Annotated in this window: 9 protein-coding genes; 4 read left to right on the plus strand and 5 right to left on the minus strand. The window is 72.0% G+C overall.

The genetic code is table 11. The features are described from left to right. Window positions 1-170: 170 nt before the first annotated feature. Window positions 171-1,532 carry a type I glutamate--ammonia ligase gene (gene glnA, locus ACGFX4_RS13250; protein ID WP_393072739.1) on the plus strand — a complete coding sequence of 454 codons (1,362 nt, stop codon included), beginning with the start codon at window positions 171-173 and terminating at the stop codon, window positions 1,530-1,532. Window positions 1,533-1,587: 55 nt separating this feature from the next. On the opposite strand, the gene ACGFX4_RS13255 is transcribed toward glnA, so the two are convergent. From ACGFX4_RS13255 to ACGFX4_RS13270, 4 genes are all read right to left on the minus strand, one after another. After that, window positions 1,588-2,217: an MBL fold metallo-hydrolase gene (locus ACGFX4_RS13255; protein WP_393072741.1), complete on the minus strand. Its 630-nt coding sequence runs from the start codon at window positions 2,215-2,217 to the stop codon at window positions 1,588-1,590. Continuing rightward, the gene (locus ACGFX4_RS13260; protein WP_393072743.1) at window positions 2,217-3,302 is read right to left on the minus strand and encodes an S-(hydroxymethyl)mycothiol dehydrogenase; all 1,086 of its coding nucleotides are present in this window, start codon (window positions 3,300-3,302) and stop codon (window positions 2,217-2,219) included. The genes ACGFX4_RS13255 and ACGFX4_RS13260 overlap by 1 nt, the downstream gene beginning before the upstream one ends. Window positions 3,303-3,426: 124 nt before the next feature. Continuing rightward, entirely contained in the window at window positions 3,427-3,819 is a 393-nt protein-coding gene (locus tag ACGFX4_RS13265; RefSeq protein ID WP_393072745.1) for a hypothetical protein, read from the minus strand. A 99-nt stretch (window positions 3,820-3,918) separates the two neighbouring features. Beyond that, the gene (locus ACGFX4_RS13270; RefSeq protein WP_393072747.1) at window positions 3,919-4,932 is read right to left on the minus strand and encodes a GNAT family N-acetyltransferase; all 1,014 of its coding nucleotides are present in this window, start codon (window positions 4,930-4,932) and stop codon (window positions 3,919-3,921) included. 302 nt (window positions 4,933-5,234) lie between these two features. Here ACGFX4_RS13270 and ACGFX4_RS13275 point away from each other — a divergent pair, with 302 nt between their 5' ends. Further along, window positions 5,235-8,288 (plus strand): bifunctional [glutamine synthetase] adenylyltransferase/[glutamine synthetase]-adenylyl-L-tyrosine phosphorylase, encoded by a 3,054-nt coding sequence (locus tag ACGFX4_RS13275; protein ID WP_393072749.1) that lies wholly within the window; start codon window positions 5,235-5,237, stop codon window positions 8,286-8,288. 43 nt (window positions 8,289-8,331) lie between these two features. On the opposite strand, the gene ACGFX4_RS13280 is transcribed toward ACGFX4_RS13275, so the two are convergent. Further along, window positions 8,332-9,288 carry a phosphatase PAP2 family protein gene (locus tag ACGFX4_RS13280; protein ID WP_393072751.1) on the minus strand — a complete coding sequence of 319 codons (957 nt, stop codon included), beginning with the start codon at window positions 9,286-9,288 and terminating at the stop codon, window positions 8,332-8,334. A gap of 360 nt (window positions 9,289-9,648) precedes the next feature. Here ACGFX4_RS13280 and pulA point away from each other — a divergent pair, with 360 nt between their 5' ends. Then, the gene (gene pulA, locus ACGFX4_RS13285; protein ID WP_393072753.1) at window positions 9,649-15,192 is read left to right on the plus strand and encodes a pullulanase-type alpha-1,6-glucosidase; all 5,544 of its coding nucleotides are present in this window, start codon (window positions 9,649-9,651) and stop codon (window positions 15,190-15,192) included. Between the two features lie 453 nt (window positions 15,193-15,645). Next, window positions 15,646-17,949, plus strand: coding sequence for a M4 family metallopeptidase (locus ACGFX4_RS13290; protein ID WP_393072813.1), 2,304 nt, complete (start codon window positions 15,646-15,648; stop codon window positions 17,947-17,949). The last annotated feature ends 58 nt before the right edge of the window (window positions 17,950-18,007 follow it).

The following is an 18,007-nucleotide window of genomic DNA, read 5'->3' on the forward strand; positions in this document are numbered from 1 at the left end:
GAGTGTAATCGTCGAACTGACGTTATGTCTCCCCACCGGGCGTTCCACGGCCTACCGTGGCCTGCCCGGGGGTGGACTCCGCAGGAAGATCCGCCATGATGGGAGCAGCCGGTTCCGGTCACGCCCGCGGGCGTAACACGGACGTAAAGAGCAGAGGTGAGACTGTCCCCATGGGCAAGCAGCAGGAGTTCGTGCTTCGCACGCTCGAGGAGCGTGACATCCGTTTTGTCCGGCTGTGGTTCACCGATGTGCTCGGGTTCCTGAAGTCGGTCGCGGTCGCTCCGGCCGAGCTGGAGCAGGCGTTCGACGAGGGGATCGGGTTCGACGGCTCGGCGATCGAGGGCTTCGCCCGGGTCTACGAGTCCGACATGATCGCCAAGCCGGACCCGACCACCTTCCAGATACTGCCGTGGCGCTCGGAGACCCCCGGCACCGCGCGGATGTTCTGCGACATCATGATGCCCGACGGCTCGCCGTCGTACGCCGACCCGCGCTTCGTCCTCAAGCGCACCCTGGAGAAGGCGTCCGACCTGGGGTTCACCTTCTACACCCACCCGGAGATCGAGTTCTTCCTGCTGAAGAACCTCCCCGGCGACGGCACCGCCCCCATCCCCGCCGACCAGTCCGGCTACTTCGACCACACCCCGCGCGGCGTCGGCCACGACTTCCGCCGCCAGGCCATCACCATGCTCGAGTCGATGGGCATCTCGGTCGAGTTCTCCCACCACGAGGGCGCCCCCGGCCAGCAGGAGATCGACCTCCGCTACGCCGACGCGCTCTCCACCGCCGACAACATCATGACCTTCCGCCTGGTCATGAAGGAGGTCGCGCTGGAGCAGGGCGTCCACGCCAGCTTCATGCCCAAGCCGTTCTCCGGCTTCCCCGGCTCCGGCATGCACACCCACGTCTCCCTCTTCGAGGGCGACCGCAACGCCTTCCACGAGTCCGGCGCCGAGTACCAGCTCTCCAAGGTCGGCCGCTCCTTCATCGCCGGCCTGCTCAAGTACGCCGCCGAGACCGCCGCCGTCACCAACCAGTGGGTCAACTCCTACAAGCGCATCTGGGGCGGCTCCCAGCGCACCGCCGGCGCCGGCGGCGAGGCCCCCTCCTACATCTGCTGGGGCCACAACAACCGGTCCGCGCTGATCCGCGTCCCGATGTACAAGCCCGGCAAGCAGGGCTCCACCCGCGTCGAGGTCCGCTCGCTCGACACCGGCTGCAACCCGTACCTCGCCTACGCCGTGGTCCTCGCCTCCGGCCTCAAGGGCATCGAGGACGGCCTGGAGCTCCCCGCCGGCGCCGAGGACGACGTCTGGGCACTCTCCGACGCGGAGCGCCGCTCGCTCGGCATCCAGCCGATGCCGCAGAACCTCGGCGAGGCCATCGACCTCATGCAGCGCAGCGAACTCGTCGCCGAGACCCTCGGCGAGCACGTCTTCGACTTCTTCCTGCGCAACAAGCGCCAGGAGTGGGAGGAGTACCGCTCCGAGGTCACCCCGTTCGAGCTGCGCAAGAACCTCCAGGTGCTGTAACACCCCGGACGACCCCGGTCCGGCGCGCTTGGGCGCCGGACCGGGGTGCTTGCGGTCAGTGGCCGCGGGCGATCCAGTCGGCGAGGTGGGGGGCCTCGGCGGCGATGGTGGTGGTGTCGCCGTGGCCGGTCCGCACCGTGGTCTCCGGGGGGAGGGTGAGGAGCCGGTCGCGGATCGAGTCGATGATCGTCGGGAAGTCCGAGAAGGACCGCCCGGTGGCGCCCGGGCCGCCGGAGAAGAGGGTGTCGCCGCTGAACACGGTGGCGAGTTCCGGGGCGTGCAGGCAGACCGCGCCGGGGCTGTGCCCGGGCGTGTGGAGCACGGTCAGGTCGGTGCCGGCGACGGTCAGGCGGAGGCCGTCGGCGAGGTCGGCGTCGGGCTTGCGCTCGGGGTGGGTCTGCTGCCAGAGCACCGCGTCGTCCGGGTGGAGCAGGATCGGCGCGCCGGTGCGGTCGGCCAGTTCGGGCGCCGCGTTGATGTGGTCGTTGTGGCCGTGGGTGCAGACGATCGCCACCAGGCGGCGGTCGCCGACCGCCGCGGCGATCGCCTCGGCGTCGTGGGCGGGGTCGATCACCAGGACGTCGTGGTCGTCGCCGACCAGCCAGACGTTGTTGTCGACCTGCCAGGTGCCGCCGTCCAGGCTGAACTCGCCCGAGGTGACCAGGTGTTCGATCCGGGCCGTCATCAGAACAGCACCACCGATCGCAGCACCTCGCCCTTGTGCATCCGCTCGAACGCCTGCTCCACGCCGTCCAGCGGAATGGTCTCGCTGACGAAGGCGTCCAGGTCGAGCCGGCCCTGCAGGTAGAGGTCGATCAGCATCGGGAAGTCCCGGCTGGGCAGGCAGTCGCCGTACCAGGAAGACTTCAGGGAGCCGCCGCGGCCGAACACGTCGAGCAGCGGCAGTTCCAGCTTCATCTCGGGTGTCGGCACCCCGACCAGCACCACGGTGCCGGCCAGGTCGCGGGCGTAGAACGCCTGCCGGTACGTCTCCGGGCGGCCCACCGCGTCGATCACGACGTCCGCGCCGTGGCCGCCGGTGAGCTCGCGGATCGCCTCGACCACGTCCGCCGACCCTGCCTCGACGGTGTCCGTCGCGCCCAGCTCGCGGGCCTTGGCGAGCTTGCGGGGGTCCAGGTCGACCGCGATGATCTTGGCGGCGCCGGCCAGTCGGGCGCCGAGGACGGCCGCGTTGCCCACACCGCCGCAGCCGATGACGGCGACGGAGTCGCCGCGGCCGACCGCGCCGGTGTTCACCGCGGCGCCCAGTCCCGCCATCACGCCGCAGCCGAGCAGGCCCGCCGCCGCGGGGGACGCCGCCGGGTCGACCTTGGTGCACTGGCCGGCCGCGACCAGCGTCTTCTCCGCGAACGCGCCGATGCCGAGCGCCGGCGAGAGCTCGGTGCCGTCGGTCAGCGTCATCTTCTGCTTCGCGTTGTGGGTGGCGAAGCAGTACCAGGGCCGGCCGCGCCGACACGCCCGGCAGTTCCCGCACACCGCACGCCAGTTGAGGATCACGAAGTCACCCGGCGCCACCTCGGTGACACCCTCGCCGACCGACTCCACGATGCCCGCGGCCTCGTGGCCGAGCAGGAACGGGAACTCGTCGTTGATGCCGCCCTCCCGGTAGTGCAGGTCGGTGTGGCAGACACCGCACGCCTGCACCTTCACCACCGCCTCGCCGGGCCCGGGATCGGGCACCACCACGGTCACCACCTCGACCGGCGCCCCCTTGGACCGTGCGATCACACCCCGTACCTGCTGCGCCATCGAGCCCTCCTCGCTTCCGTGCTTCCGTCCGTCCGGAGTCGCCCTGCCGCTCCGGGACTACGTCGATTGTGACGGTCCGACAGGCATCCGCGGTGCAGGTCGGGCGGAAGGAGCGGCGGACGGCTCACGGCCACCCGGGCGGCTTCGGGGAGGAAGTCGCCTCGCTGCGCTCGATCTCCGCGCAGGAGGCGCGGGCCCGCTCGGCCACCCAGCCGGACGGGAGGGGGCCGCTCCCGCGCAGCTCGTCCGCCTGCCTGCGGAGCGCGCGCAGGGCCCGCGCCTCGGCGGCGGACAGGCCCAGCTCTTGGTAGTCGCCGAGGTCGGGCTGGCCGTCCAGGTGGTCCTGGAGGTAGGTGGTCAGCTGCCGTACGCAGGGCGGTTCCTGGGCGGCGGAAGGTGCGGGTGCGGGTGCGGATACGGGTGCCGGCGCGCAGGCCGCGGAGAGCAGCAGGCCGCAGAGGAGTCCGGCGGCGGTCGCGGCCCGGCGGGCGGTGCGGGCGCTGCGCGGATCGGTCACGGTTCCGGGCCCCCTTCGTACGGTGCGGTGTGGTGGCACCAGGGTTGCGGAGACGGCGGCAGGGGGGAAGGGCGGGAACGGCGGCGGGGCGAGGGCTGGTCACAGGGGGAGGACCAGGCGGTGGTGGCCCGGGTGCCAGGTGTAGCCGAGGGCGGTGGTGAGGGTGGCCATAGGAGTGTTGGCGGCGGCGACCTCGGTGTGGGCGGTGCGGAGGCCCGCGAGGGCGAGGTGGTGGGCGGCGTGGAGCTTGAGGGCGCGGGCGAGGCCCCGGCCGCGCCAGGGGTGGGCGACGGCGGTGTAGGTGAGGTGGCAGGTGTACGGGTCGGGGGTGGCATGGGCGGCGGCGACGGCGACGAGCCGGCCGGTGTGTTCGGCGAGGTGGATCCAGTCGGGGCGGAAGGCGGGGCCGGTGAGGACCTCGGTGTGCCACTGCCCGTAGTCGGGGAGGGCGTCGGCGAAGCCGGGGTTGTCGGGGAGGGTGGCGAGGTAGAGGGCGTGCAGCCGGTGGGCGGGGTCGGTGACGGTGGTGGTGGCGAAGGTGGTGAACCGGATGCCGGCCGGCGGCTCGGGGAGCGGCCCGGGGGAGGGACGGAGGGCGGTGGTGGCGGTGCGGATGTGGGCGTCGACGGTGTGGCCGCGGTCGAGGAGGGCGGGGAGGAGGTCGAGCCGGCTGTCGGGGAGCTCGGTGAGCAGGCGGGTGGCGCCGACGGTACGGGCCCAGGCGGCGAGGGCGTCGGTGAGGGGGAGGTGGGCGGCAAGGGCCTCGGAAGGCGGGAGGTGGGCGAAGGGGGTGTCGGCGGCCGGGGTCTGGGCGGCACGGGGGTCGGCGGACGGGAGGTGGGTGTCGGCCAGGGCGTAGTGGGAGGCGAGGTCGCCGGGTGGGGTCCAGGGGGCGCGCCAGGCGGTGGCGTAGCCGAGGGGGCGGCCGGCGGGGTCCTCGGCGAGGAGGCGGATCCGGCCGTGGCCGGTGAGCCGGCCGTCGGGGCCGGTGGTGAGCGCGTCGGTGGCGGGACGGCCGGCGTCCTCGGCGGCGAGTTCGTCGACGGTGGCGCCGAGGAGCCGGGCGAGTGTGGGGTAGTCGGCGGGGGTGTGGACGGTGCGGATGCGGATCACGGGTCACCTTCGGTTGCGGGCAGTGGAGTTCGGCCCGGGTCCGGACTTCGTATCACGTGTGACATTGCACGAGCGGGGTAATTTGCGGCCGTTCGGCGGCGCGGACCCCGTGCGGCCCCCGGTGACGCGGTGTGACCGCGCTTCCGCTGGGCGTCGTGGTCGGATGGACCCGGGCGGGCGGGCGGCGGGCGGGAAGCGGCGTCGACCCGCGCCGTTCGGGGGAGGGTGACGACGGGTCACTTCGGGCAGGTGGCGCGGCGGGAACGTAGGCTTTTTCGAACGAATGGGCAGCTGGAGGGGCGATGGCAGTGGAGGAACGGGCCGGGAGCCGGACCAGCCGGCTGGAGATCCGGCTGGTGCGCCGCGGCTTCGGCGACCCCGACCAGGCGGTGCGGCGGCTCGCCGACCCCGCGCTGCACGGGCTGGCCGCCGACCCGGTGCTGCTGGACGCGCTCGGCGCCACCGCCGACCCGGACCAGGCGCTGCACGGCCTCGCCGGGCTCCTGGAGGCGCTGGACGAGCACGAGCGGCACACCCTGCGCGACACCCTGACCACCTCCAAGCCGCTGCGCGACCGGCTGCTCGGCGTGCTCGGCGCGTCCACCGCGCTCGGCGACCACCTGGCCCGGCACCCGCGCGACTGGCACGCGCTGGTCACCTTCGAGCTGCGCGACATGCACCCGGGCCGGTCCGACTTCCTCGGCGAGCTGACCGGCCGGGTCTGGGCGGACGAGCCGAACCGGCGGGCCGACGCGCTGCGCGCCGCCTACCGGCGCTGCCTGCTGGCGATCGCCGCCCGCGACCTGTCCGGCACCACCGACCTGCCGCAGGCCGCGGCCGAGCTGGCCGACCTGGCCGGCGCCACCCTGCAGACCGCCCTGGACATCGCCGCCGAGGAGGACCCGGACGCCGCCCGCGCCTGCCGGCTGGCGGTCATCGGCATGGGCAAGTGCGGCGGCCGGGAGCTCAACTACGTCTCCGACGTGGACGTGATCTTCGTGGCCGAGCCGCGCGAGGGCGTCGAGGAGCAGAAGGCGATGCAGGCCGCCACCCGGCTCGCCGCCCGGACCATGCGGCTGTGCTCCGACACCACCGGCGAGGGCACCATCTGGCCGGTCGACGCCAACCTGCGCCCCGAGGGCCGCAACGGCCCGCTGGTCCGCACCCTCGGCAGCCACCTCGCGTACTACCAGCGCTGGGCCAAGACCTGGGAGTTCCAGGCCCTGCTCAAGGCCCGTCCGGTGGCCGGCGACGCCGAGCTCGGCGCCGCCTACACGGAGGCGATCGCGCCGCTGGTCTGGCAGGCCTCGGCGCGGGAGAACTTCGTCGCGGACGTGCAGCAGATGCGCCGGCGGGTGATCGACGCGATCCCGGTCACCGAGCTGGACCGGCAGCTCAAGCTCGGCCCGGGCGGGCTGCGGGACGTGGAGTTCTCGGTGCAGCTGCTGCAGCTGGTGCACGGGCGGACGGACGAGAGCCTGCGCAGCGCCAACACCCTGGAGGCGCTGGCCGCGCTCAGCGCCGGCGGGTACGTGGGCCGGGCGGACGCGGCCTCGCTGGACACCGCGTACCGCTTCCTGCGGTCGCTGGAGCACCGGATCCAGCTGCACCGGCTGCGCCGCACCCACCTGGTGCCCACCGACCAGGCCGACCTGCGGCGGCTCGCCCGCTCGCTCGCCGCGCAGATCAACGACGACACCCGGGCCGACCCGATCGCGGCCCTGGAGCGCGAGTGGAAGCGGCACGCGGTGGAGGTGCGGCGCCTGCACGAGCGGCTGTTCTACCGGCCGCTGCTGGACGCCGTCGCGGTGCTGCCCACCGCGGAGCTGGAGGTCGCCGGCGCGGGCGCCGGGGCGACCGGGCTGAGCACCGAGGCCGCGAAGGAGCGGCTGGCGGCGCTCGGGTACGTCGATCCGGCGGCCGCGCTGCGGCACATCTCGGCACTCGCGGCGGGCGTGAGCCGGAAGGCGGCGATCCAGCGGACGCTGCTGCCGGTGCTGCTGGGCTGGTTCGCCGACTCGGCCGATCCGGACGCCGGGCTGCTGAACTTCCGGCAGGTGTCGGACGCGCTCGGGCGCACCCCCTGGTACCTGCGCCTGCTCCGCGACGAAGGGGCGGCCGCGGAGCAGCTGGCCCGGGTGCTGTCGGCCGGCCGGCTGGCCCCCGACCTGCTGCTGCGCGCGCCCGAGGCGGTCGCCATGCTCGGCGACCCGCAGGGTCTGGCCCCGCGCGGGCGGGTGGCGCTGGAGGCCGAGATCCTGGCCGCGGTCGGCCGGGCGGGCAGCGCCGCGGCCGGGGTCGCGGCGGCCCGGTCGGTCCGGCGGCGGGAACTGTTCCGGACCTCGGCCGCCGACCTGCTCGGCCGGCTCGGCGACGACCCGGCCCAGGCGCTGGACGCCGCCGGGGAGGCACTGACCGCGCTCAACGCGGCCACCCTGCAGGGCGCGCTGAAGGCCTGCGTGGCCGGCTGGGAGGCCGCCAACGGCGAGCTGCCGACCCGGCTGGCGGTGATCGCGATGGGTCGGTTCGGCGGCCACGAGCTGGGGTACGGGTCGGACGCCGACGTGATGTTCGTCCACGAGCCGCTGCTCGGCATGCTGGACGAGGACGCCGCCCGGGCGGCGCACGCCGTGATCCACGAGATGCGCACGCTGCTCGCGGCACCCTCGGTGGAGCCGCCGCTGGTGGTCGACGCCGACCTGCGGCCCGAGGGGCGGCAGGGCCCGCTGGTGCGCACCCTCGTCTCGTACACCGCGTACTACAAGCGCTGGTCGCACGCCTGGGAGAGCCAGGCGCTGCTGCGCGCCGAGCCGGTCGCGGGCGACCCGGAGCTGGGGGAGCGCTTCCGGGCGCTGATCGACCCGCTGCGCTACCCGGGAGCCGGGGTGCCCGAGCGGGACCTGCTGGAGATCCGCCGGATCAAGGCCCGGATCGAGGCCGAGCGCCTCCCGCGCGGTGCCGACCCGACCACCCACACCAAGATCGGCCGGGGCGGGCTCGCGGACGTCGAGTGGACGGTGCAGCTGCTGCAGCTCCAGCACGGCCACGAGGTGCCGGCGCTGCGCACCACCCGGACCCGGGTGGCGCTCGCGGCGGCCCGGGAGGCCGGGCTGATCGGGGCCGAGGACGCCGAGGTGCTGGACGCGGCCTGGGTGCTCGCCTCGCGGGTGCGCAGTGCGGTGATGCTGGTCCGCGGCCGGCCCGGGGACAGCTTCCCGGTCGACGCCCGCGAGATCGCCGGGGTCGCCCGCTACCTCGGCTACGGCACCGGCCACAGCGGCGAGCTGGTCGACGAGTACCGCCGGACCACCCGCCGCGCCCGCCAGGTGGTCGACCGGCTGTTCTACGGGCAGTGACCGCCGGACCCGGGGAGGCGTCCCCGGGCGGGCGTGCCGGTGGTTACCGGTGCGCCCCGACGGTGTTCCAGGAGGCGGGCACGGTGAGCTGCCCGGTGGGGCGCTCCTCGCCGGGGACGCGCGGCAGCTGGAAGGCCCAGACGTGGTAGATCAGGCGGGCCGCCCCGAAGCCGACCGCGAGGCAGAGGATGCCGCCGACCGCGTCCATCCAGAAGTGGTTGGCGGTGGAGATGATCACCACCAGGGTGGCGGCCGGGTAGGCCAGGCCCAGGGCCCGCACCCAGGTGCGCTCGGCCAGGAAGAAGATGGTCAGCCCGCACCACAGCGACCAGCCGATGTGCATCGAGGGCATCGCCGCGTACTGGTTGGAGACGTGCGCGCCGGCGCCGGAGGCCATCGAGCCCCAGGTGTCGTGCACCTTCACGGTGTCGATGAAGCCGCCGCCGGTCATCAGCCGCGGCGGGGCCAGCGGGAAGAAGTAGAAGCCGACCAGGGCGATGCCGGTGGTGACGAAGAGCACGGTGCGGGAGGCGGCGTACCGCCCCGGGTGTCTGCGGTAGAGCCAGACCAGGACGCCGATGGTCACGATGAAGTGCAGCGTCGCGTAGTAGTAGTTCATCCCGACGATGAGCCAGGTGATCTTGTCGACGGTGTGGTTCACCGCGCGTTCTATGCCGACGCCGAAGGTCTGCTCGAAGCTCCAGATCCAGCTCGCGTGCTTCTGCGCGACGGCGGCCTGCTCGGGCACCGCGTTGCGGATCAGCGAGTAGACCCAGTAGCTGAGGCCGATCAGGGCCAGCTCGAAGACCAGGCGCGGCCGGGCCGGGCTCTGCCGCTGCTCGCGGACGCGGCTGCGCAGGGCGGCCGCGGGCGACTGGGCGGCCCGGGTGGCTCCGTCGGGCAGCGGGCTCGGGTGGGCCTTGCCGGAGACGGAACCGCCGTCGGACGCCGTTTCGGCGCGATCGGCGCCGGGTGCGTGGATGTCGGTCGATTCCCCCATGGACGAGAAGTCTGCCAGACGTCCCGTAGCCGTCCGATCATCCTGTGGTCGGGGATTCTTCACCGACTGTCCCCCTACGGGGGTAGGGGTTTCGTGACTCTCGGAGCGCATGTGCTCCATTGTTGCGCGCGGGTAACGAGCGGTCGAACCGGGGTCCATGTACGGACAGCGGTCGGGGGCGGGCCCGCCGGCTGTCAGGTCCGGCGGGCCGCACTCCCCACCGTAGGACTCTGCGGGTTTCGCAACGGTTGGGTCAAGACCTTGGTTGCAACAATTTCAGCATCTTGCTGAAACATCTTGCAGCGCGCTACGGTCCACGCCACCTCACGTACGCCGAGCCGCCTCAAGGGAGAGCCCGCCGTGGCCCAAGCCCAGCCCCGCCCCCCAAGGAGCACCACCCCGTACCGCCGCCCCGGCCGCGCCGCCGTGCTGCTGGCCGCCTCGCTGGTGGCCGCGACACTGGGCTCGACCCCGCTGGCCGCCGCCGCGGCCGCCCCGCCCGCGCCCCCGTCGGACGCCGCGCTGGCCGCCACCGCCGGCCGCCACGACCTGACCCGCGAGCAGTTCTACTTCGTTCTTCCCGACCGCTTCGCCAACGGAAACACCGGGAACGACACCGGTGGCATCACCGGCGGCCGGCTGGACAACGGCCTCGACCCGGCGGACAAGGGCTTCTACCACGGTGGTGACCTGCAGGGTCTGATCCAGAAGCTCGACTACATCCAGGACCTGGGCACCACGGCGATCTGGATGGCGCCGATCTTCAAGAACAAGCCGGTGCAGGGCGTCGGAGCCGACGCCTCGGCCGGGTACCACGGCTACTGGATCACCGACTTCACCCAGGTCGACCCGCACTTCGGCACCAACGAGCAGCTCAAGGAGCTGATCGCCAAGGCCCACAAGCGCGGCATCAAGGTCTTCTTCGACGTCATCACCAACCACACCGCCGACGTCGTCGACTTCGCGGAGCAGAGCTACGGCTACCGCTCCACCGGCGCCTACCCGGTGCTGGACGCGGACGGCAACCCGGTGGACGAGACCGCCCTCGCGGATGCCCGGGCCGCCTGGCCGAAGACCGGCGCGGACTCCTTCCCCTACTCCCCGCGCTTCCGCACCCCCGCCGACGCCACCGCCAAGACCCCGTCCTGGCTGAACGACCCCTCGCTCTACCACAACCGCGGCAACTCGACCTTCGCCGGCGAGTCCGCCACCGAGGGCGACTTCTCCGGCCTGGACGACCTGGACACCCAGAACCCCAAGGTGGTCGAGGGCTTCCAGAAGATCTACCAGCAGTGGGTCGCCGAGACCGGCGTCGACGGCTTCCGGATCGACACCGTCAAGCACGTCAACATGGCCTTCTGGGAGCAGTGGGCGCCCGCGCTGAAGAAGTTCGCCACCGAGCAGGGCAACAAGAAGTTCTTCATGTTCGGCGAGGTCTACTCCGGCGACCCGGCGGTCACCTCGCCGTACGTCACCCGCGGCAAGCTGCAGGCCACCCTGGACTTCGCCTTCCAGGAGGCGGCCCGGAAGTTCGTCTCGCAGAACGGCTCCGCCAAGGCGTTGGCCGACGTCTACGGCCAGGACTACCGCTACACCACCGCCGACACCGACGCCTACGAGCTGCCGACCTTCCTCGGCAACCACGACATGGGCCGCTTCGGCAGCTTCCTGCAGGCCGACAACCCGGGCGCCTCCCAGCAGACCCTGCTGGCCAAGGACCGGCTGGCAACCGAGCTGCAGTTCCTGACCCGCGGCCAGCCGGTGGTCTACTACGGCGACGAGCAGGGCTTCACCGGCGCGGGCGGCGACAAGGACGCGCGGCAGGACATGTTCGCGTCCAAGACCCCCTCGTACAACAGCGACACCGTGATCGGCGGCACCGCCGGCTCCAAGGACCGCTACGACGAAGGCGCCGCGCTGTACCAGGGCATCGCGGGCCTGGCCAAGCTGCGCAAGGACCACCCGGCGCTGGCCGACGGCGCGCAGATCGAGCGGTACGCGGCCGACGGCGCGGGCGTCTACGCCTTCTCCCGGATCGACGCCAAGCAGCAGGTCGAGTACCTGGTCGCGGTCAACAACGCGAACGAGCCGAAGACCGTCACCCTGGACACCTTCTCGGCCGGCATGGGCTTCGACCGGCTCTACCCGCAGGCGGGGCAGAAGCTCACCAGCGGCGCCGACCGCAAGGTGACGGTCACCGTGCCCGCGCAGTCCTCGGTGGTCTTCAAGGCCGCCGGCAAGCCGGCCAAGCCGACCGCCGGGCCGCAGATCACGCTGGCCGCGCCGGCCGACGGCTCGTACGGGACGGTCACCGTCGGCGCGCAGGTGCCGGGCGGCGGCTTCGACCGGGTCAGCTTCGCCGCGCAGATCGGCGACGGGCCGTGGCAGACCCTGGGCACCGCCGACAACGGAACGTACAAGGTCACCCAGGACCTGTCGAAGGTCCCGGCCGGCACGGTGGTCCGCTACAAGGCCGTCGTGCAGGACTCGGCGGGCCGGCTGGCCTCGACCACCGGCTCGTTCACCACCGGCGCGCCGACCCCCGCCCCCGCGCCGAGCGCCACCTCGCGGCCGTACGCGATCGTGCACTACCAGCGGAAGAACGGCGACTACGACGGCTGGAACCTCTACGCCTGGGGCGACCTGGCGGACGGCGAGGCGACCACCTGGCCGGCCGGCCACGGCTTCACCGGGCGGGACGCCTACGGCGCCTTCGCCTATGTGAAGCTGAAGAGCGGCGCCGCCGACCTCGGCTTCGTGGTGGAGAACAACGGCACCAAGGACGTCGACTCCGACCGGCACATCGACATCTCCGCGACCGGCGAGATCTGGATCAAGGAGGGTGACCCGGCCGTCCGCACCGCCAACCCGGACGGCGCCGTGCCGGTGCCCGAGGGCAAGGCGGTCATCCACTACCACCGGGCCGACGGCAACTACGACGGCTGGGGCCTGCACGACTGGACCGGCGCGGCCACCCCGACCGACTGGGGCAACCCGCTGATGCCGGTCCGCAAGGACGCGTACGGCGCGGTCTTCGAGGTGCCGCTGGCGGCGGGCGCGACCAGCCTCAGCTACATCATCCACAACGGCAACGACAAGGACCTCCCGGCCGACCAGTCGCTGGACTTCGGCACCAGCGGCCGGGAGATCTGGATCATCGGCGGCCAGGAGGGCCACCTGCTGCCGCAGGCCGCCGGCGCCTCCTCGCAGCTCGACCTGACCTCCTCCCGCGCCCAGTGGATCGACCGGAACACGGTCGTGGTCCCGGCAACCTACGGTGCCGCCGACGCGGCGCTCGCCTCCGGGACCAGCGCCCAGCTGATCTACGACCCCGAGGGCACCCTGGCCGTCGACAAGGGCGTGCTCAGCAAGCCCGGCCGCTGGATCCGGCTCACCCCGGCGAGCGGCCTCACCGACGCCCAGAAGGCGAAGTTCCCGCACCTGGCCGGCTACCGGGCGTTCACCGTCGACCCGCGCGACGCCGGCCGGGTCACCGCGGCCCTGCGCTCGCAGCTGGTCTTCGCCGAGCACCTGCCGAACGGCGCCGCGCTGGCCGCCACCGGCGTGCAGACCCCGGGCGTGCTGGACGACCTCTACGCCGCCAAGGCCGGCGCCGCGCAGCTCGGCCCGGTCTACCGCAGCGAGCGCGACGGCTGGGGCTGGTTCGGCGGCGAGGACCGCAAGGTCACCCTCTCGCTCTGGGCGCCCACCGCCACCGAGGTCTCGGTGCAGCTCTTCGACAAGGCCACCGGCGGCACCCCGAAGACCGTGCCGCTCAGGCGGGACGAGGCCAGCGGCGTCTGGTCGCTGACCCGGGACGCCGACGAGCTGGACGGCAAGTACTACCTCTACCAGCTCAAGGTGTGGGCGCCGAGCGTCGGCAAGGTGGTCACCAACACGGTCACCGACCCCTACTCGGTGGCGCTCTCCACCGACTCCAAGCGCTCGCTGGTCACCGACCTGGCGAGCCGCCGCAACAAGCCGAAGGGCTGGGACGACCACCGCAGCCCGGAGGCGGTCCCGGCCACCAAGCAGCAGATCCAGGAGCTGCACGTCCGCGACTTCTCCGTCGCCGACACCACGGTGCCGGAGGCCGAGCGCGGCACGTACAAGGCGTTCACCGAGTCGAAGTCGGCCGGCATGCAGCACCTGCGCGACCTGGCCAAGGCCGGTGTCACCACCATCCACCTGCTGCCGACCTTCGACATCGCCACCATCCGGGAGAACCGCGCCGAGCAGAAGCTGCCCGCCTGCGACCTGACGGCGCTGGCCGCCGACAGCGAGAAGCAGCAGGAGTGCGTCGCCGCGGTGCAGGCCGACGACGCGTACAACTGGGGCTACGACCCGCTGCACTACACGGTGCCGGAGGGCTCGTACGCCACCGACCCGAACGGGACGGCGCGCACCGTGCAGTTCCGCGAGATGGTGCAGGCGATGCACGAGGCCGGCCTGCGGGTGGTGCTGGACGTGGTCTACAACCACACCGCGGCCGCCGGGCAGGACGACAAGTCGGTGCTCGACAAGGTGGTGCCCGGCTACTACCAGCGGCTCAGCGACACCGGCAAGGTCACCACGGACAGCTGCTGCGCGGACACCGCGCCGGAGCACGCCATGATGAACAAGCTGGTGGTCGACTCGGTGCTCACCTGGGCCCGGCAGTACCGAGTGGACGGCTTCCGCTTCGACCTGATGGGCCTGGACCCCAAGTCCACCATGCTGGACGTGCAGAAGGCGCTGCGCGGCCTGACCAAGGAGAAGGACGGCGTCGACGGCAGGAACGTCTTCCTGTACGGCGAGGGCTGGAACTTCGGCGTGGTCGCCAACGACGCCCGGTTCGTGCAGGCCACCCAGGTCAACATGGCCGGCACCGGGATCGCCACCTTCAACGACCGGGTCCGGGACGCGGCGCGCGGCGGCAACTACATGCTGTCCTCCGCCCCGCAACAGGGCTTCGCCTCCGGCCTGTTCACCGACCCCAACGGCTCGGCGGACAACGGCACCCCGGCCGAGCAGAAGGCCCGTCTGCTGCACCAGATGGACCAGGTGAAGGTCGGCCTGACCGGCAACCTGGCCGGCTACCGCTTCACCGACAGCGCCGGAAAGGCCGTCACCGGAGCGGGAGTCGACTACAACGGCGCCCCGACCGGCTACGCCGCGCAGCCCGGCGAGGCGGTGGAGTACGTGGACGCGCACGACAACGCCGACCTGTTCGACGCGCTGGCGTACAAGCTGCCGGTCACCACCACGCCCGCCGACCGGGCCCGGATGCAGGCGCTGGGCCTGTCGCTGAGCGCGCTCAGCCAGGGCCCGGGCTTCTCCCAGGCCGGCAGCGACCTGCTGCGCTCCAAGTCGCTGGACGCCAACTCCTTCGACTCGGGCGACTGGTTCAACGCGATCCACTGGGACTGCGCCCAGGGCAACGGCTGGGGCCGGGGTCTGCCGATGGCGGCCGACAACGGTGCGATGTGGGTGCGCGGCAAGGCGCTGCTGGCCGACCCCGGGCTGAGGGTCGGCTGCAACGAGATCTCCTCGTCCACCGCGCTCTACCAGCAGTTCCTGAGGATCCGTCAGGCCTCGCCGCTGTTCGCCCTGTCCAGCGCGGCCGAGGTGCAGCAGCGGCTGTCCTTCCCGCTCTCCGGCACGGCCGGCGAGAACCCGGGTGTGATCACCCTGCACCTGGACGGCAAGGGCCTGCGCGGTGCGGAGAAGTCGATCACGGTGGTCTTCAACGCCACCCCGACCGCGCAGCGCCAGACCGTCGCCGGGCTCGCCGGCACCGCGCAGTCGCTGCACCCGGTGCAGGCGAAGGGGTCCGACGCGGTGGTGAAGCAGTCGGGATTCGATCCGGCCACCGGAACCTTCACGGTGCCGGCCCGGACGGTGGCCGTCTTCGTACAGAGCTGACGTTTCTGACAAGGGTTTAAGGGATTTCCAAACTGTTTATAGGGGCCCCGTCCGGCGGACGGGGCCCCGTCCCGTTGTGGCCGAAAAGCATCGCTCCGGGCCGGATCGGTGTGACGCCCCGGCGAGTTTCGGTGCTGTCCCGGGTCTGTGGCACGGGATAAACGCCGCTGTGCCACGGTCACTTCTCGGTCAATCACTGGCATGCATCTGTCATTCACAACCTGTTTGCTGCCACGATTCCCCCGGCTGCGGATGAAGAAGGGTTCCCCCACCCCCCGGTTGCCGTCCAGGTGCCGGCTCCGCCCGCGTGTGATTGCACCGCACCCATGCCGTGACCAGCGGCAGGGCCCCCGCTGCGCCGCAACCGCGGCCAGATTCTCTCCACCGCTCGTGACCCCGCGGCGGTCGGATAAGGAGTCCGCTTTGTCTCGCTACTCGCATGCCCGTGTGAGCATGGCCGCCATAGCCGCCACCACCGCGCTGCTGGTGACCGGCATTCCGGTGATCGCCCAGGCCGCGCCGAGCGCGCCGGCCCAGGTCGCCGCCCAGGTCGCGGGTTCCAAGGCCCAGCTGCTCGCCGTCGCCGGCGACCAGGCCCCGGCCTTCGCCCAGTCCCTGGGGCTCGGCTCGCAGGAGAAGCTGGTCGCCAAGGACGTCGTCCGCGACGCCGACGGCACCCAGCACTTCCGCTACGAGCGCACCTACGGCGGGCTGCCGGTCCTCGGTGGCGACCTGATCGTCCACCAGGCCGCCAACGGCACCACCAAGAGCGTGAACAAGGCCAGCGAGGCCTCGCTGACCGGTCTCTCCACCTCCCCGAAGCTCGCCGCGCCCAAGGCCCAGGAGGCGGCCCTGGCCGCCGAGTCGGGCTCCGCCCTGGAGAACGCCCCGCGGCTGGTCGTCTGGGCCGCCGGCGCCACCCCGAAGCTCGCCTACGAGACCGTCGTCTCCGGCAAGGAGGCCGACGGCACCCCGAGCAAGCTGCACGTGGTCACCGACGCCACCACCGGCGAGGTGATCCACAAGTTCGAGGGCATCCAGACCGGCACCGGCCAGGGCGTCTTCGTCGGCAACGTCACCATCGGCACCACGCTGTCGGGTTCGACGTACCAGATGAAGGACAACACCCGCGGTGGGATGTACACCACCAACATGAACAACGGGACGTCCGGCAACGGCACCATGTTCACCAAGTCCACCGACACCTGGGGCAACGGCACGGCCTCCAACAAGGAGTCCGCCGCGGTCGACGCCCACTACGGCGTCGCGATGACCTGGGACTACTACAAGAACACCTTCGGCCGCAACGGCATCCGCAACGACGGTGTCGGCGCCTTCAGCCGCGTCCACTACGACAGCAACTACGTGAACGCGTTCTGGGACGACTCCTGCTTCTGCATGACCTACGGCGACGGCTCGTCCAACACCCACCCGCTGACCGAGCTGGACGTCGCGGGCCACGAGATGAGCCACGGTGTCACCGCGGCCACCGCCAACCTCAACTACTCCGGCGAGTCCGGCGGCCTCAACGAGGCCACCTCGGACATCTTCGGCACCATGGTCGAGTTCTACGCCAACATCCCGTCCGACAACCCGGACTACCTCATCGGCGAGCTCATCGACATCAACGGCAACGGCACCCCGCTGCGCTACATGGACAAGCCCTCCAAGGACGGCGCGTCCGCCGACGTCTGGTCCTCGACCGTCGGCAACAAGGACGTCCACTACTCCTCGGGCGTGGCCAACCACTTCTTCTACCTGCTCTCCGAGGGCAGCGGCGCCAAGGTCATCAACGGCGTCAGCTACAACTCGCCGACCCAGGGCAACATCACGGTCACCGGCATCGGCCGGGACAAGGCGGCGGCGATCTGGTACCGCGCGCTGACCACCTACATGACCTCCACCACCAACTACGCGGCCGCCCGCACCGCCACCGAGAACGCCGCCAAGGACCTGTACGGGGCCGGCAGCGCCGAGCTCAACGCGGTCTCCACCGCGTGGGCGGGCGTGAACGTCGGCACCGCGCCGACCAACACCCCGAGCGTCACCAACCCGGGCAGCCAGACCACGAAGGTCAACACCGCGGCCAGCCTGCAGATCCAGGCCAGCGGCGGCACCGGCGCGCTGACCTACTCGGCCACCGGCCTGCCGGCCGGCCTGTCGATCAACGCCTCCACCGGCCTGATCTCCGGCACCCCGACCGCCGTCGGCACCTCCTCGGTGACCGTCACGGCCAAGGACACCGCCAACAAGACCGGCTCCACCACCTTCAACTGGACCGTCAACGACGGCACCAGCACCTGCACCCCGGCGCAGCTGCTCGGCAACGCCGGCTTCGAGACCGGCTCCGCCGCCCCGTGGACCGCCACCAGCGGCGTGGTCGACAACAGCGCCTCGCAGGCCGCCCACGGCGGCTCCTGGAAGGCCTGGCTGAACGGCTACGGCTCCGCCCACACCGACTCGGCCTCGCAGACCGTCACCATCCCGACCGGCTGCAAGGCGACCCTGAGCTACTGGCTGCACATCGACACCGCCGAGACCACCACCTCCACCCAGTACGACAAGCTCACCGTGACCGTCAACGGCACCACGGTGGCCACGTACTCCAACCTCAACAAGAACACCGGCTACGCCCAGAAGACCGTCGACCTGTCGGCCTACGCGGGCCAGACGATCACCCTGAAGTTCAACGGCGTGGAGGACTCCTCCCTCCAGACCAGCTTCGTGATCGACGACACCGCGATCCAGACCAGCTGACGCTGATCGGTTAGCGGAGGGCCCGGCGGGGGAACCACCCGCCGGGCCCTCTCACGTC

The organism is Kitasatospora sp. NPDC048365, from assembly GCF_043200835.1.
GTDB classification, from domain to species: Bacteria; Actinomycetota; Actinomycetes; order Streptomycetales; family Streptomycetaceae; genus Kitasatospora; species Kitasatospora terrestris.

What these genes read in the sequence shown, in the direction of transcription:
- glnA (WP_393072739.1), top strand. Translation starts at nt 171, where the DNA reads ATGGGCAAGCAGCAGGAGTTCGTGCTTCGCACGCTCGAGGAGCGTGAC.
- ACGFX4_RS13255 (WP_393072741.1), bottom strand. Translation starts at nt 2,217, where the DNA reads ATGACGGCCCGGATCGAACACCTGGTCACCTCGGGCGAGTTCAGCCTG.
- ACGFX4_RS13260 (WP_393072743.1), bottom strand. Translation starts at nt 3,302, where the DNA reads ATGGCGCAGCAGGTACGGGGTGTGATCGCACGGTCCAAGGGGGCGCCG.
- ACGFX4_RS13275 (WP_393072749.1), top strand. Translation starts at nt 5,235, where the DNA reads ATGGCAGTGGAGGAACGGGCCGGGAGCCGGACCAGCCGGCTGGAGATC.
- ACGFX4_RS13280 (WP_393072751.1), bottom strand. Translation starts at nt 9,288, where the DNA reads ATGGGGGAATCGACCGACATCCACGCACCCGGCGCCGATCGCGCCGAA.
- ACGFX4_RS13290 (WP_393072813.1), top strand. Translation starts at nt 15,646, where the DNA reads ATGGCCGCCATAGCCGCCACCACCGCGCTGCTGGTGACCGGCATTCCG.